The 14,037-nt window shown below is 56.4% G+C and carries 17 protein-coding genes and 1 pseudogene; 5 read left to right on the top strand and 13 right to left on the bottom strand.

Annotation, left to right across the window (positions count from 1 at the left end):
- Nucleotides 1–3: 3 nt before the first annotated feature.
- On the top strand, nt 4–693 hold the full coding sequence (locus GIW69_RS17670) for an endonuclease I family protein (RefSeq protein WP_236484084.1): 690 nt from the start codon (nt 4–6) through the stop codon (nt 691–693).
- A gap of 80 nt (nt 694–773) precedes the next feature.
- Here the strand turns inward: GIW69_RS17670 and GIW69_RS17665 are convergent, their stop codons facing one another.
- On the bottom strand, nt 774–1,142 hold the full coding sequence (locus tag GIW69_RS17665) for an SPOR domain-containing protein (RefSeq protein ID WP_236484083.1): 369 nt from the start codon (nt 1,140–1,142) through the stop codon (nt 774–776).
- A 250-nt stretch (nt 1,143–1,392) separates the two neighbouring features.
- Between GIW69_RS17665 and csrA the strand changes: the two genes are divergently transcribed.
- A complete protein-coding gene (gene csrA, locus GIW69_RS17660; protein WP_003179932.1) occupies nt 1,393–1,587 on the top strand; it encodes a carbon storage regulator CsrA in 195 nt (64 codons plus the stop codon).
- 206 nt (nt 1,588–1,793) lie between these two features.
- Here the strand turns inward: csrA and GIW69_RS17655 are convergent, their stop codons facing one another.
- Both GIW69_RS17655 and GIW69_RS17650 read right to left on the bottom strand, forming a co-directional pair.
- Complete coding sequence (locus GIW69_RS17655) at nt 1,794–2,249, bottom strand: DUF2214 family protein (RefSeq protein ID WP_236484082.1); 456 nt, start codon at nt 2,247–2,249, stop codon at nt 1,794–1,796.
- A 370-nt stretch (nt 2,250–2,619) separates the two neighbouring features.
- Nucleotides 2,620–2,850, bottom strand: a complete 231-nt coding sequence (locus GIW69_RS17650; protein WP_236484081.1) for a hypothetical protein — start codon at nt 2,848–2,850, stop codon at nt 2,620–2,622.
- A gap of 519 nt (nt 2,851–3,369) precedes the next feature.
- On the opposite strand from GIW69_RS17650, the gene GIW69_RS17645 reads away from it, so the two are divergent.
- The 3 genes from GIW69_RS17645 (at nt 3,370) to GIW69_RS17635 (ending at nt 4,926) form a co-directional block, all read left to right on the top strand.
- Nucleotides 3,370–3,579, top strand: a complete 210-nt coding sequence (locus GIW69_RS17645) for a hypothetical protein (protein WP_236484080.1) — start codon at nt 3,370–3,372, stop codon at nt 3,577–3,579.
- 121 nt (nt 3,580–3,700) lie between these two features.
- Nucleotides 3,701–4,342 carry a hypothetical protein gene (locus tag GIW69_RS17640; protein WP_236484079.1) on the top strand — a complete coding sequence of 214 codons (642 nt, stop codon included), beginning with the start codon at nt 3,701–3,703 and terminating at the stop codon, nt 4,340–4,342.
- 215 nt (nt 4,343–4,557) lie between these two features.
- Nucleotides 4,558–4,926: a hypothetical protein gene (locus tag GIW69_RS17635; protein ID WP_236484078.1), complete on the top strand. Its 369-nt coding sequence runs from the start codon at nt 4,558–4,560 to the stop codon at nt 4,924–4,926.
- Nucleotides 4,927–4,936: 10 nt separating this feature from the next.
- Here GIW69_RS17635 and GIW69_RS17630 read toward each other — a convergent pair whose 3' ends face one another.
- The 10 genes and pseudogenes from GIW69_RS17630 to GIW69_RS26420 form a co-directional block, all read right to left on the bottom strand.
- Nucleotides 4,937–5,362, bottom strand: coding sequence for a cell wall hydrolase (locus GIW69_RS17630; protein WP_236484077.1), 426 nt, complete (start codon nt 5,360–5,362; stop codon nt 4,937–4,939).
- Between the two features lie 60 nt (nt 5,363–5,422).
- Nucleotides 5,423–6,142 carry a hypothetical protein gene (locus GIW69_RS26425; protein ID WP_496570933.1) on the bottom strand — a complete coding sequence of 240 codons (720 nt, stop codon included), beginning with the start codon at nt 6,140–6,142 and terminating at the stop codon, nt 5,423–5,425.
- Complete coding sequence (locus GIW69_RS17620; protein ID WP_236484076.1) at nt 6,143–7,171, bottom strand: phage tail protein; 1,029 nt, start codon at nt 7,169–7,171, stop codon at nt 6,143–6,145.
- 37 nt (nt 7,172–7,208) lie between these two features.
- Entirely contained in the window at nt 7,209–7,871 is a 663-nt protein-coding gene (locus GIW69_RS17615) for a hypothetical protein (RefSeq protein WP_236484075.1), read from the bottom strand.
- Nucleotides 7,868–8,176 carry a hypothetical protein gene (locus GIW69_RS17610; protein WP_236484074.1) on the bottom strand — a complete coding sequence of 103 codons (309 nt, stop codon included), beginning with the start codon at nt 8,174–8,176 and terminating at the stop codon, nt 7,868–7,870. Before GIW69_RS17610 ends, GIW69_RS17615 begins: the two co-directional genes overlap by 4 nt.
- A gap of 48 nt (nt 8,177–8,224) precedes the next feature.
- On the bottom strand, nt 8,225–11,788 hold the full coding sequence (locus GIW69_RS17605; protein ID WP_236484073.1) for a TipJ family phage tail tip protein: 3,564 nt from the start codon (nt 11,786–11,788) through the stop codon (nt 8,225–8,227).
- Between the two features lie 58 nt (nt 11,789–11,846).
- Nucleotides 11,847–12,431, bottom strand: coding sequence for a tail assembly protein (locus tag GIW69_RS17600; RefSeq protein WP_236484072.1), 585 nt, complete (start codon nt 12,429–12,431; stop codon nt 11,847–11,849).
- A 44-nt stretch (nt 12,432–12,475) separates the two neighbouring features.
- Nucleotides 12,476–12,874, bottom strand: coding sequence for a hypothetical protein (locus tag GIW69_RS17595; protein ID WP_236484071.1), 399 nt, complete (start codon nt 12,872–12,874; stop codon nt 12,476–12,478).
- A gap of 34 nt (nt 12,875–12,908) precedes the next feature.
- Nucleotides 12,909–13,664 (bottom strand): C40 family peptidase, encoded by a 756-nt coding sequence (locus GIW69_RS17590; RefSeq protein WP_236484070.1) that lies wholly within the window; start codon nt 13,662–13,664, stop codon nt 12,909–12,911.
- A gap of 1 nt (nt 13,665) precedes the next feature.
- Nucleotides 13,666–13,878: pseudogene (locus GIW69_RS26420) on the bottom strand (phage minor tail protein L); the annotation flags it as partial.
- Nucleotides 13,879–14,037: the final 159 nt, after the last annotated feature.

Below are 14,037 nucleotides of genomic sequence, written 5' to 3'. Positions count from 1 at the left end.
TCGATGATTGTCCGCTGTTTTGCTTTGCTGTTACTGCTCATCACCGCGAGTGCCCATGCCGGTGCTCCCCGAACATTTAACGAAGCCAAGAAGGTTGCCTGGAAGCTCTATGCGCCGCAGTCCACGGAGTTTTACTGTGGCTGTAAATATACCGGCAACAAGGTCGACCTCGCCGCATGCGGTTATGTCCCGCGCAAAAACGCCAAGCGCGCATCGCGCATCGAGTGGGAACATATTGTGCCGGCCTGGCAAATCGGTCATCAACGCCAGTGCTGGCAGGCTGGCGGGCGCAAGAACTGTACGCGCTATGATCCGACCTATCAAAAAGCTGAGGCCGACCTGCACAACCTGGTGCCCAGCATTGGCGAGGTCAACGGCGATCGGAGTAATTTCAGCTATGGATGGCTGCCGGTGCAATCAGGTCAATACGGTTCGTGCCTGACTCAAGTCGACTTCAAGGCCAAAAAAGTCATGCCCCGTCCTTCTATCCGCGGCATGATCGCTCGAACCTACTTTTATATGAGCAAGCAGTACGGCTTGAAAATATCAAGACAGGATCGGCAGCTATATGAAGCGTGGAACAAGACCTACCCGGTTCAGGACTGGGAGCGTCAACGCAACCAAACCGTCGCTTGCGTGATGGGACGGGGGAATGACTTTGTCGGCCCGGTCAACATGAAATCCTGCGGCTGATCTGTCGCACAAAAAAGGGCCTCGGAGCTGAACATCCGAGGCCCTTTTGGTTTTTCAGGCGACTGCGCCAAACAGATCGTTTACTGCGCGACCGAGCGCTCGACAATCAGAGACTCAATATTCTGTTTTTTGGCTTTGACCAATGCTGCGGTCAATTCCACCTGACGGGATTGAGCCTCAGCTTTTGAATTGAACGGCCCGACCAGAATTCGCGTCTTACCACTACCATCCTTGACGACAGTGGGGATAAACGCATGCTCAATCAGCCAGCCGCTCAAGTCGCTGACTGCCTGGGTGGTCTCGCCTCTGACCTCGAGATCCCACTGCGGGGCAGCGGCTGCCGCAGGCGTTGCCACTGCTGCCGATTGCGTCTTTTGTGGCTCAACATTCTTGCGCTGATCACAGCCTGCCAATGCCAATACTGCGATCACCCAGACCAATTTGCGCACAAGGCTTCCCTCTCAATGTCGAAAGCGGGGATTTTAACACCCATGAATACTTTGCGAGTGCCGCAAAATGGGCACAAAACAACGAGATTGATGATTGCGGCCTCTGTATAGTTACGCCCTGGGAATTAATGTCGCTTCTGCGCGTCAGAAAGAGGCACCCAAAACGTGAGACTTCGCACTAATCTATACGTACCACCGACCTCTGCACTGTCTGAATCAGGTGCCCTACAAAGCAATCAAGGAGAAGACCATGCTGATACTCACCCGCAAAGTCGGTGAAAGCATAAACATTGGCGACGACATTACGATCACCATCCTGGGCGTTAGCGGCCAGCAAGTGCGCATCGGCATCAACGCACCGAAAAACGTTGCAGTGCATCGCGAGGAAATCTATCAGCGCATCCAAGCGGGCCTCACCGCCCCGGACAAGCCACAAACGCCCTGAGTCTTCTCGCAGTCAGTAGCCAGCCCGTTTGCCTTACCGTGATGGCTGGCTAAAGATTTACGCGCAGTATCTCCTTACGCGCCGACTTTCCCGGCCATGGCGCTTGCCAAGCCAGTTCCCTTCAAACATTTCCTGCGACCGATCTTACCTGCCATTCCTGCGGCTGGCTGTCGGACTATTCCGATAGAACGACAGGAATTAGCGTCCTAGACGAATGAAATTCCCCGCGCCATTCCCGTTGCGGCGAACATCATCAAAACCAACAGCACGGCCTCGACGTGACTGATCCGCGCAAAGCGTCGGGCTCGACCCGTATCGACAGCCGCGCCCCGTGCCAATGCGATTCGCCACTTTATCAGTGCAACCATCGGCATGAGCTCGAGCAAAAGAATCACCACCAGCAACGTCATCTTCAAATGGAACAGCGGCTGGTGCAGATAATAGTCGGAGCCCTTTTCAAACCCACCAAAAGCCCGAATCCCACCAGAGACCAATAAAACCAGCGCAGAAAGCCCCCAAATATTGTCAGCACGCAATACCCGATGAACGTCCCCCGCTCCAGCGGCGAGGCGATTAAACGCAGTGCCACGAACCAGCACGGCCCAAAACCCCATGGCAAAAGCCAGTAGATGGATCGCTGCAAGAATCCAGTGAGTCAGCATCGATGAACACCCTATCAAGCGTTGGAAATCGGCCAGACAGTAGTAGTTGAAAATCGGCAGGCTTGCCCGAACCGGTCTCTTCAAGCGAGATGGCTGGCACGCGGAACCTAAATCGCAGACAAAAAAAATCCCAAGCAGCTGATGGAAGCTTGGGATTGAAAATGCATAAACCGTGGTGGTGAACGCGGGGTGAATTTTACTGATTCGGATGGCTTGTCACAATATTTTTTTGATAACCGGTCAGTTAAAAGCAATCGTAACCCTTTCAATATTCGAACTATTTTCAAGGTCTCGATTGACCAGATACCCATACGCCCAACCTGCCCGCTTGGCGAAATCGTCTGCAGTCGCTATCGACGCAGCGGCAGGTTCAGGCCCAGATGGCCGTCTCTGTATTGATCTGGGCGACAGAGGTAGCGTTGAACTGCCGCTGGCGATGCAAGTCGTCACGCATTTTCGAGAAATCGAACGCCCTGGTTTTCAGCTCTTTCAGTACAAGATTTGAAATCTTGTAGGTGCCACAGTCAGAACAACTGACAAGCTCGCCGTCCTGATAATTCTCGGACTGCTGCCCTTTTAGCCCGCATAGATAGCAATTCATATTTGATCTCACTATTGGCTGATGCTTAGGAGATCATCCCGCCAGGAGAGAAGTTTCAATGGGTTGAATTTCCGGACATGCGCCGTTACGCGTGCGGGCAAAGATCCCGGGGGCTCAATCTGTTCAAGCTACGTAGCGTCAACGCCTTATGAGCTCTTATGGCACAGGGCTGGCGTTCTGGGGTCGCAGTTTTGCGAAGGTTTCGCAAATCGCAGAAAGCAAAAAGGGGTTACCGTTTCCGGTAACCCCTCTAGACCGCCCAGCAGAGCGGATTTTGTTTGGTAGGCGCGATTGGACTCGAACCAACGACCCCCACCATGTCAAGGTGACCCCGAAAGTCACCTAACCTCATGAAAAACAAAGGAAAGTCGCTGTAAATCAAGAAGCGTAAATCTGCCCGTACGCCCTATAAGAATCAATAACTTAGCGCTGTATTTTCCTACAGTACTTTCCCTTCCCGGCGTTCTGCCGATCTTCCAAATCCCCTGCTACGCTGATTTCTTCCACGGAGGAAATCCCATGAACAACGCCGATCTGCTCCCTTCCCTGCTCTTCAAGATCAACCAGAACCAGCTCGCGCTCGAAGCCGCCATCATGGAACTCACGAAGTGGGTCGAAGAGCGTGGCTCGGCGGACGTGGCCGAGAACGTGCGCGCCGCACTATTCGCCATTGACCACAACGAAGAGTTCATCAAGATGACGCTTGCGGTTTTGATGACACCCGACTGACTATCCTAAGCTGCCGGTGCTGGCGTCTGGAAGCAGGGCCAATTCAGATGTTGGATCTAGACCCAATTGCGAATGCGAACCTTCCGGCAAGAGATGGATTCAATATACCCTCCGGCATACAGTGCTTGTATTCTTCTACAACGCTGAATCAATCGGAGAAAAAGGTGTGGCAGGTATAAAACTGGTTGCGGCACGCAAAGAGATCGCACTTGCAAGGAAAGCGCTTGAGGGGCTCAAGTCCGCATCCAGTCCTGACGAAGAAGATACACACTGGAAAGAGTTTATAGGTCGTCTCACGCGTTTTTGGAACAAGACTGAGTCCAGCTTGAAGGGCGACCCTAAGTTCTTCAATTCCCCACACGTGAAGCGTGTAAAGGCCGCTTTAAAGTCCGATGAGTTAATTCGATACCTTTCACAAGCTCGTCATGTGGACGAACATCGACATGAAGAAACGACTGGCGTCATGCCAGGCGGTTTCGAGAACGTCTCGATTAGAGATCCCAGCATGCGAGTGCGAAATCCGAAAATCACGATAAACGGCGTCACGATGGACGTGCCACCACCACCGGGCTTTCAGAGAGGGGCGGTGAGGGCCGAACTTCGCCTGAAGACGGTCAAAAATCGCGATCAGACTTATGCTGTGCCACGTACCCATGCGGGCCACGATATCACGCTGGCATCCGTCCAAACCTGCGCAGACTTGGGATTGGCGTTCTATGAATCCGTTTTGGACGGCCTTGAGCAAGATGGATGGGACGCGTGACAGTACCCATAGTCGAAAGATGCGTGGCGACTCGATCACTTCTTGTCCCGCTATCGAGAAGGGCACTTCGAGCCCGAAAGGATCCATCCACCTTAAAACGTAAGTGCCCGCTCATGGTCGAAAGTAGCCGCATCGCTACAGTTCGTCACCTCCTCCTCGCCTGATCGCCGCGCCTCGATTACTGTATATCCAAACAGTATCAGCAAGGCATTCCCGTGGATCCCCTCTATATAGAAGAAACAGACGATTGGCTCGGAAATCCGACACCGCTCGAAACCTGCCGGCATCAGATCCTGCTCTACGAGAACGAGGTTGCGGAGCTGAACCTGCAGTTGCGCCAGGCGCGGGAGAAAATCTTCAAGCTGGTGGAGATGCATGCCGAAGTGGCAGGCGAGCGAGATGCGCTGCGCTCGCAACTGACAACAGCCAAGAGCGATGCCGCCGACGCTGACCGGCGCGGGACTGAGATCGAGAACCGCAGCAACTGGCAACTGATGGCAATGAATAAGGAGCTAAGCGAGCTCTATGCCAAGCTCCGGCAGATAACCGGCAAGGATCCCCGAACCGGCCTACCGATTGATTGATTGCGGTCGCTCACGGCACATCCATAAAGAAGACATGCCCGCCCAGCTTCAAGGTCTGCTTTGCCTTCGCTGCCCAAGCTGGCGGCGTCTTCATGCTGATCGCGTAATAGTGCGTGGCCCCGCCGGTGGGATCCGGCACCTTCCCGTCGATCACTTGGTCAGCAGCGATGCGCGCTTGGTCCAGTTCGCGGAACGGGATCTGCTTCGCGCCACTCAGGTAGGCGAAGTTCGGATCGTTCTTGTTCCAGCAACTGAATTGATAGGGCTTCTGGCAAACCCCGGCGTAGCCCTCGCCCCACCAAGACTTGGTCTTGCCGTCATTGACCCGGTTGCGGATCGTCCAGGCCACGGCGAGTTGCCCGGCAATCGATTCGCCGCGCGCCTCGCCCCACAGTGTTCGGGCGAGGATGTCGCGGTCTCGTTCTGTTGCAGTCATAAATTTTCTCCAGGCAAAAAAAATCCCGCTCGATGGCGGGTGGCGAATACTTGATATGAATCAGGCTGTCTGAGGGGCTGCCAACATAGGCGATGCAGCGATTTCCGGCACTGGTGGTTCAGTCGGCCAAGCCGGCGATTCGAACCATCCGACCAGACCTGTCACCTTGCCCAGTTTGTACTTGTAGGACTTCCAAGCTTCTAAGGTGGCGGTAAGATCGACAAGTTCTGATTTGTCTTCTTCAGTGGCTTCGCCGAGAGCAACGCCATATCCAATAGTTTCGACCCGATCTTGGATGCGAGAGATTTGCACTGCCGCGCGATCATTTTTTTCGAAAAGCTCAGATTTAGCCTTCGTCAACTGCTCCTCTCGAAGCAATGCTTCCTTCATGGCCTTGGTGATCAATTGAGACCAATCAATGAGGCCCTCTTTCACCGCTGCACTGGGATCTGTAGGCGCCGATGAGTGAGCCTCATCTTCTGCCGTATTCGGCGCTGGAAAAATCAGAAGGCCGTCAGGAACATTGACCATAGGCTCGGGAAAGGCTTGCTCTCGACTGTAGTTCCAAGGATTGGGAAACAGAAAAGTGAGTGTGAGTTCACCCCCTACTCTTTCCACCGCCCCGACAAACCAAAGGGAAGAAATTGCAGAGCGAGGCAGGGTATCCCCATCCCCAATTGGAGAAAAGTCGAAACGCTCTCCGTTAACTGTGAGGGTGTCACCAATCTTTGTAACTTCTAATATGTCGTCACGACGCTGCGGGCTTAGTGTCACGTTCATTTAATACCACCTTCCAATAGCGATTACGTCAGCAGAACGGTTGCTAGCTGTCGCTGACGCGATCGTTGTATATGCAAAATTGGCGTCCGTAGCGGTAGGTGCACCGCCTTGAACCATGCTAAATGCCGACAATGCCCGTACCGTGCCGCATGTCGTCGGCGGCGTTATGAATGGCATGGGAAATGTCCAGCTAGAACCGGTACTCCTGAATCCGCCCGTAAAAGGAGTGCCGACGGCCAAGCTTTCACTGATAGAGCCCCTACAAATCATCGAGCCGTCAGAGAACTTCAAATATTGGCCGTTCGAATTCGAGCCGCTTTCTATCAGCGCTCCAGTCGGAACTCCGCCGGCCTGCGAGACAGTGCCTACCGCGTTTAACTTCCCGTAAGTCCCAGCGTTTTGTAAAACACCAAGTAACGCCGCGATAGTCGAAACACCGGTGCCCCCCATGTTTATGGGTAAGGCGGTGGTCAGCCCTGTCAAAGATGTGATATCGGAATTTGCGCCACTCGATGCCTTCGCGGATGACTGCGCTTGCAACTTTCCGAGCGCTACCAAGATTGCGTCGGCGGCAACCACGGCACTTGCATCGGTCGTACTCAAGCCGGTCAAGTCCGTTGAACGGACAGCAGCGGCAGTCATATATTTGTTGGTAGCCCCCTCAGCGAGGCCGTCAGTGCTCGCAAGGTTTAGGGCTGCCAGAACGCCCTCCGTGGTGGGAGTCTGCCCAAGAACCGCCAGTATCCCGCCGAATTGGTTCACCAGTGTCCGGAGCGCGTCGGCAGATTCCTTCACGTAACCCTGCATGGGCGCCAAAGCGTAGACGCCCGCTGCGTTGGTCACACCTTGGTAATTCGGTGATATTGATATGGCCGTATCGCTGGCGATGTTGACCACCTCGTACCATCCACCGTCCGGCCCACGGAAGGCATCACCCACACGACTGTTGGCAATGAAGGCGGTGCCCGCGCCGAGCACAGCATTGGAATTTTGAGCGACCGAGACCGTTCCTGATTTGTACCAGGGCATTGAGTTTCTCCAAATAATTGCCGCAGCGGCAGCGGGTTCAGGCTAGAAGTTTTGCGCAAAGAAATGGACGATGGCCCTGATTTGTCCAAGCTGTTGAGGCAAGGCTGTACATCATGATCCGGCTATTCGCGTAATCGACGCCCAGCGCGCAGCCACCGCCTGAACCATCGTTCTGGCAGTTCATTGCGAATGAATTGAGGGAAATATATTCGCCCACGCCGAGCGCTTTGTTGATGCCCCAGAAATACCTTCGGCCCGCAGTAAGTTGCTCGTTTCCGAGATAAGTCCAATTGCCGGCGGCAAATGTCACGACCACTGCCGGCGCCCCGCTGTCATAGACAAGAGACGCGTTTTCATCCCAGAGCCGCATCCCATACCGGGCGGTGCCCATGGAAGCCCATGCCGCGACAAAATAAAGTCCGCTGAGTGTTCCATTGACGTTCGAAGCCTTCATCGAGAACCCAGTCCAATTGCCGGGGCCGCCGGTAAACCAGACCGATATCGGCACCTGAATGGCGCCAGTCTGAGTCGGTCGAATAAACACCAGCGGCGGATCTTGGCTTGTGACTGTACGAGCGAATACCGCCGAGGCGTTTTGAGTTCCGGAATATGCGCCTTGAGTCAGCACGCATAGACGGGGGGCTTCGGAGTCGATCTGAACAAACAAATTGTCGTTGAGACTTTGGAATCCATAACTCATGTCGAAAACCTGATTGCGTATCCTTTGGCGACGATCCTCGATTGAAGCGTCGAGGCATCCGCTAATGGGTTTGCAGCCCGGACAATCACCTGCCCCACCGCAGTAGTTACGAAGGGGTAGGACTTGGTGTTCCCGCTCCCGTCAGTTTCAGCTGACTGCACGTCCTGTGCCCTCGTCGGGATGATCATGAACACGCAGTTGGCAGGGTTGAATCCCGGGATGTTCAAGGTATAGCTGGAAATGGTGCCGCTGAAGTTGATTGCGCCCTGCCAAATCACCTGATACGTAAAGGTGTTCGTATCCATCGTGAGTCTGGCGTTCTCGTCCCAAACTCTAATTCCATGAGCCATAAGTCACCCTAAATAGCCAAGACGGACACGCAGTACGTTATTGGCGTCGTAGACGGAAACGTTGAGCGAATTAATCACCAGCCTCCCTTGGCCTGGAACAATCCCGTTGATTTCCAGCGTGCCGTCCTTGCTGAGAATCCACCCCTGCTGGCCGGCGATGTAGTTGGTGGAACTGATATAGCTGCCGATCTTGGCGTTGGTGATCGTTCCGTCGGCGATAAACGCCGAATTCATGAATACCTGGCCGCCCTGTACAGCAAACGGTATGGATATGGCACCCCCTGCGATGGTGTTGACGATGGCAAACCGGTCGGCGCTCACCAGAAACTGGCTCTGCAAGCCGGCGGCGGTGTTTTCGATACCGAGACCTATGCCTGCCGCCACGTATTGTCCGTTCGCCGTGACCTGCATCTTCACCGACCACATAGTCGATAGCTTGCCGCTGGTATCGGCGAACGCCGTGGACGTTTCCTGTATGGCAGCGGTGTTCTCGCCAACCTTCACGTTTACTTGAGTGATCGCCGTAGCGGTGGCTTCCTTTTCGGTGACCACGACCTCTCTCAAGTCAGTGACGTTGGCCTCGTTCCGATCCACAGTCGCCGTCAATGTCGTTACTGTCCGAGCGGTGGCGATATTCTCCGAAGCCCGGACTTTCGATTCCTCGGCAATACTCGCGGTGCTCGACCACCCCTTCAGTGCATCCGCCAAATCACCCTCCCCGTCGTCGTCACGGAAAGAAGCGCGAAGTGCCTGAAATGCGGTGGCCTGTGCGGTGACAACGCCATCAAGGTCAATGATTTCGGCCGTGTTGGTTGCTACCTGCTGTGCGAGGCCGTTGGCTGTCTCGACCGTCTGGCCCACGTCTAACCAGTAGAGCGGGTTCGGCGGAGGCGTTTGGGTGGGAACCGGGCCGGTGGCTTGATAGATCCGTTTGCCGACAACGACCAGGTCGTATTCCTCGTAGGGTTCGTCCGGGTTGTAGGTCTTGAGCCCATCCAACGCATCAATTTGAGCCTGAAGACCTGGGATAAGATTGATCTTATCGACGATGTCTTGCCCAAGCTCGGTCTCTCCAACCTGACCTGCGATCAATTCAAGAACAGCCGAAGCGTCACCGCTGGATTGGCCTTGAATGCCGAGACCGATCGGATACCACGGCCCGATGTTACCGATCTTGTCTACGATGCGACCCCAGAAGTAGAAGGTCACCCCGGCGCGCAGGCCCAGCATGGAAAAGTCGCTCTGCGGATAGGCCAGATCCGTGAGCTTGGTCGCCTCCTCCAGAACCGTCGTCGGCCCGTACCAGATTTCCGTGCGCTGGCTGTCCTCGGCGCCAGCCGGGAAACCCCACTTCAAGTAAATGCCGAATAGCAGTGGCGTAGCAGTGAGATAGCTGAGCGCCGGCGGTAAGCCGTCCTTCCCTTTAAGGTTGGTCAGGATCGAGTTTCGCCAGATCGACGAGATATCGAACGCACTCACCGCGCGGACTCGGGCCACATAGGCACCAGCGTAGATACCGACCACGTCAACGCTCGTCATCCCTGTGCGCTGCAGCTTGATCCAGTTGCCGCTGTCCTTGCGCCATTCGATGTCATAGCCGACGGCGCCGGCCACTGCCGGCCAGCTGATGGTCATCGTGGCTACGGACAAGCCCTGCACCACGGCCGAGTTCGACACAATGGTCACGCTGGCCGGCGCCGGAACCACGGTGATCGGAATCACGCTGATTGGGCGTTCTTCCAGTCGGGCGCCGGTGTCGATGTAGGCAAACTTGCTTGGCTCATATTGCAGAGCGCTGATTTCAAAATCGCCCTCGGTGGTGCGCTTGGTGCGCAGCACGCGATAGAGCGGGATCGCCAAATCATCGGCATCCAGCGCCCACTGAAGCTGGGCAATCGGCGGCTCGCTGTAATTTGTGGTCACGGTGATCGAGCGGCCGTTGACTCTCTGCACCGTCCGGCCCTCGGCGCGACCGCCCGGCAAGTTGATGATGAGCCGATCACCGGCCTTGGCCTGGGTGTCACGGTCAAGCGTCAACACACGGCCCGCCGCGACGGAGATCCTGCCACCTACCTCCCGGCCCGCCAACAGCGAGTCGGCCACAGGGATAATGTGGCCCGGCAGCGGAATGACGCCTTCCATGCCGGTCTTGAACGACACGGTGCGATCCTGATTGTTGCTGAGGATCGCCCACTTGCCGCGGCGCTGTGCCTCTGACGCCCGGGTGCAGCCGATGGCGCTCAGCTCGGTCGGCCGGTCGCCGTAGCGCCGTTGCAGATCCAGATCGGCGAACGGGATCACGTCGGTGTCGTAGTTGTTTGCTGGGTTGTCGTAGCTGACCAGCGCTCGGGTGTAACGAGTTTTCGCCGAGGCGCTGCCGTACGAGAATTTGCCGTCGATGACGTTGGCCCGGGTGAACACGTAGTCGAAGTCCTGCGCGCGCGGCATGTCGGCTTGCATCACCAGTTGGCCTTGGGCCCAGTAGGTCATGCCCCGATAAATGCCGGCGATATCGCGCAGCAGCGACCAGGCATCGGCCTTGCCCTGCAGGTTCATGTCGCAAAGAAAACGCGGCTCAACGCCGGCCAATCCGTTCGGCACCAACTGGTCGCAATACTGAGCGATCCGATACAGCTCCCACTTGTCGACCATGAACGGCTTGATGCGCTTGCCGAGGCCGAAACGGTCTTCGGTGCATACGCCGTAGGTGATCCAGGCGGGATTGTTCGTCCACGCCGATTTCATGCTGCCGTCCCACGTGCCGGTGTAGGTGCGCAAGATCGGGTTGTAATTGCTCGGCACCATCCAGCGGCGTGCCTTGCACTTCACGGTCACCGCCGGAATGTTGGTGAATTGTTCGGCATCAAATTCGATGTAGAGCAACGCAGTGTTCGGGTAGCGCAACTTGGCGTCGATCACCTCGGTGATGCCGGCTATTAGCATCGTGTCGGCAATCTTGTTGCTGTTCTGGTTCAGGGTCAGACGGCGCACGCGGATCTGCCAGCCCGTGGTGGCGTCCGGCAGATCGATGCGGCGAGAGCGCTCGTAGCGCGTCGTGGTCTTACCGTCCGCTGCATCCACGAGCACCTGCTGATAGGCGCCACCGTCCGTGGCTACGTCAATGGCATACTGAATGCGATAACCACCGACATTGCCCTCATCATCGGCCCGCTGCAGTGCCGGCCATGCAAGACGAACGCGCACGGCGGAAAGCTGGGTATTGGTAATCGAACGTACCCACGGCGAGTCGCTGCGCAGCTCGACGTTCAACGAGGTCTCGTTTTCCACCGACGGAATGCCAGGGATGTACGACTGATTCACAGAACCCGGGCGCCAGTCCCACTTCACGTTCGGGAAGTTGTAGTTGCCGCTGGCATCGCGGATCGGTGTGTTGTCCAGGTAGATGTCGTAATCAGTCGGGACGCTATCGAACTCGCCCTCACCCACGGCGATTAGCAGCTTTGCCAGGTTGGTCGAGCGCAGGCTATCGCTGGCTTCGGTCGGCGACTTCGGCTTACTGCTGCCGCCCTTCTCGCCGTGAATATCGATCTGTGCTGCTGCGCCCATGCTTTCCTCCAGGCAATAAAAAACCGCCTCGCGGGCGGTTGGTGTGCTGCTGTCTTGATTACGCTTTGTCTTCAGCCAGGATCGATGCCGAGATGATCATTCCACCCCACCGGCGTTCGCCGATGCAGATCGGTACCGGGTTGCCGCTGGCCGTGGTGTTCTTGGCGCTGCCGAAGGCGTAGGACGGCGAGTTCTCGGGGGATGCGCTCTGCTTAACGCCAGATGCCTGAGGGCTGAGCAGTTGAACCACGCCACCTGCAACAAGGCCGACACCTAATTGAACAGCCCATGGCTGTCCGAAGTAGGTGCCGGCGGCGACAAGCACCGCACCAATAACCGTCTGAAGCAGACCCGCACGCTTGCTTCCGGTGAGCACCGGGACAATTCGAATCTCGCTCGATCCGCCAAGGGAGAAATCTCGCTCAGAAACATTTCGACGATTCCGAAAAATCGCAAACCGCATACCCTGGCGCTCAAAATCCTTTATGGCCGCTTCGAATCCATCCAGCGTGCACTTCAAAGCCTTACACGCCTCGCCGACAGAATTGGTGCCGAGTTCTCTGCGGTGAACCCGACCAAAAAGCCTGATCAAGGGGCCTGAAAGTAGAATCGTTGTCATCGTTTGATTGGCGGTAGCCATCATTTGCACATGTCTCCAAGGCGTAAAAAACCGCCCGGAGGCGGTCATCAAAATGTTGTCGGCGATAAATCCATGCTCATCGCAGAGTCGATAGATATTCGAAAGCGCTTGGTAATGCCTTTCTTGACGCTGGTTTCACGTTCTTTCAAACCACTGCCGCAGGCAGATGCCGAGACGATGTGATCTCCGTCCGAAACAAAAAATCGAGCGGTTTCTCCTGATCCTATTTCCGCCGATTTCCGGCCATCGATGCTGACGGTTGTGTTGCAACCACTACCGACAAAGCCCTTGTCGCGGGTGACTATCAAAATTGCTCCACCGTCGCTGGGCTCCTGGTGCGAGAAAAGTCTGGAGCTCGGAACTGGATCCGCCTCACCAGAAGGTACAGGTGAGGTCGCACAGCCAGCCAGTAATGCCAAGGCCAACGCTCCTACGATCAATTTCATGCAGGTCACTCCTGTGGGAAAGGCGATAACCTTATCACTGAGCGTCGCGATGTCGCAGCACCAGGCGAGTCCGCTCAAGCCATGACCCGCCAAAAACGATAATTTCCGAAGGCCTGCCGTACAAGTGATGCATCAGGAAAGGCCCAGGGCCGAATGTCGCGGAGTCTTCACCGGGCAGCGTCGGATCGGTGCCGAGGAATATCCCGGCGTGATTCGGGTAAACCGTTCGCCCCACTTCCATCACGATCATGTCGCCGCGCTGCGGCTGGTCAACACGATAGAAGCCGGCCGCCTCGTAATTCGCTTCGTAGAGGCTGGTGCTGTCCTTGTTCTCCCACCAGCCGTCCGTGCGCTTGAAGGCTTCGAACTCGAGCCCCCACGCCCGCTTGTACCAATCAGCACAGACCTGCCAGCAGTCCCAGGCGCCGTGCACGAATGGACGCTTCAGCAGCGGCACATCGCCCGTGGGGACGACCGTCCGCAGATCGCCTTCGGGCCAACTAAGGATGTGCCACGGCAGCGCAGTCGCTTCACACATGGCCAGATCGCGCGGAGACGGTCGACTAGTTGCGTCCGGATGTGAATGAATAACACCGATTACTTCACCTACGTCTTCAGCGGCAGCGTATTCCTCCGCATCGATCCGAAACTCTTCATTCGGCTCAGTGGCGGTGTTGATGCACGGGTAATACTGTTGTTTGCGCCCGATCGCCAGCAGCAGTCCGCAGCACTCTTTCGGGTACTCGGCCGCGGCGTGCACCTGGATCGCGTTCAAGATGTGCTTTCGCATGTCAGCTCCGTGCGATCAGGGAAACAGCCGGGAAGCCGCCGAACGGAAGTGGGTTGCCTTCGCCGAAGCGCGGGATGCACCCCCGCCCCAAGGTTGCGTCGCATTCGTCGAGTTCGGGGTTGTCGGTGGGAACGCCATCCTTCGTGACGTAGCCGCCGGTGTAGCCGCAGTTCGGCCCGCGGTAGCCACCAGTGACGGTCGTCCACTTCGACAGGCTCGCGTTGTCGCCGGCGGCCAGGCGCAGACGAATCGCCGGGAGCGCCGCGACTACCTGCCTGTGAAAAAGCTCAGGGTACGTGCCGATGTGGTTCCACTCCCCTTTCAGCACCAGGAACCACGACCCGCCGGTGCGAGCCTTGTTGAAGCGCAGGTA

Source organism: Pseudomonas syringae, from assembly GCF_021605415.1.
GTDB lineage: Bacteria > Pseudomonadota > Gammaproteobacteria > Pseudomonadales > Pseudomonadaceae > Aquipseudomonas > Aquipseudomonas syringae_S.
Note: the sequence above shows the minus strand (reverse complement) of the source record. Positions and strands in the feature narration are given on the sequence as shown.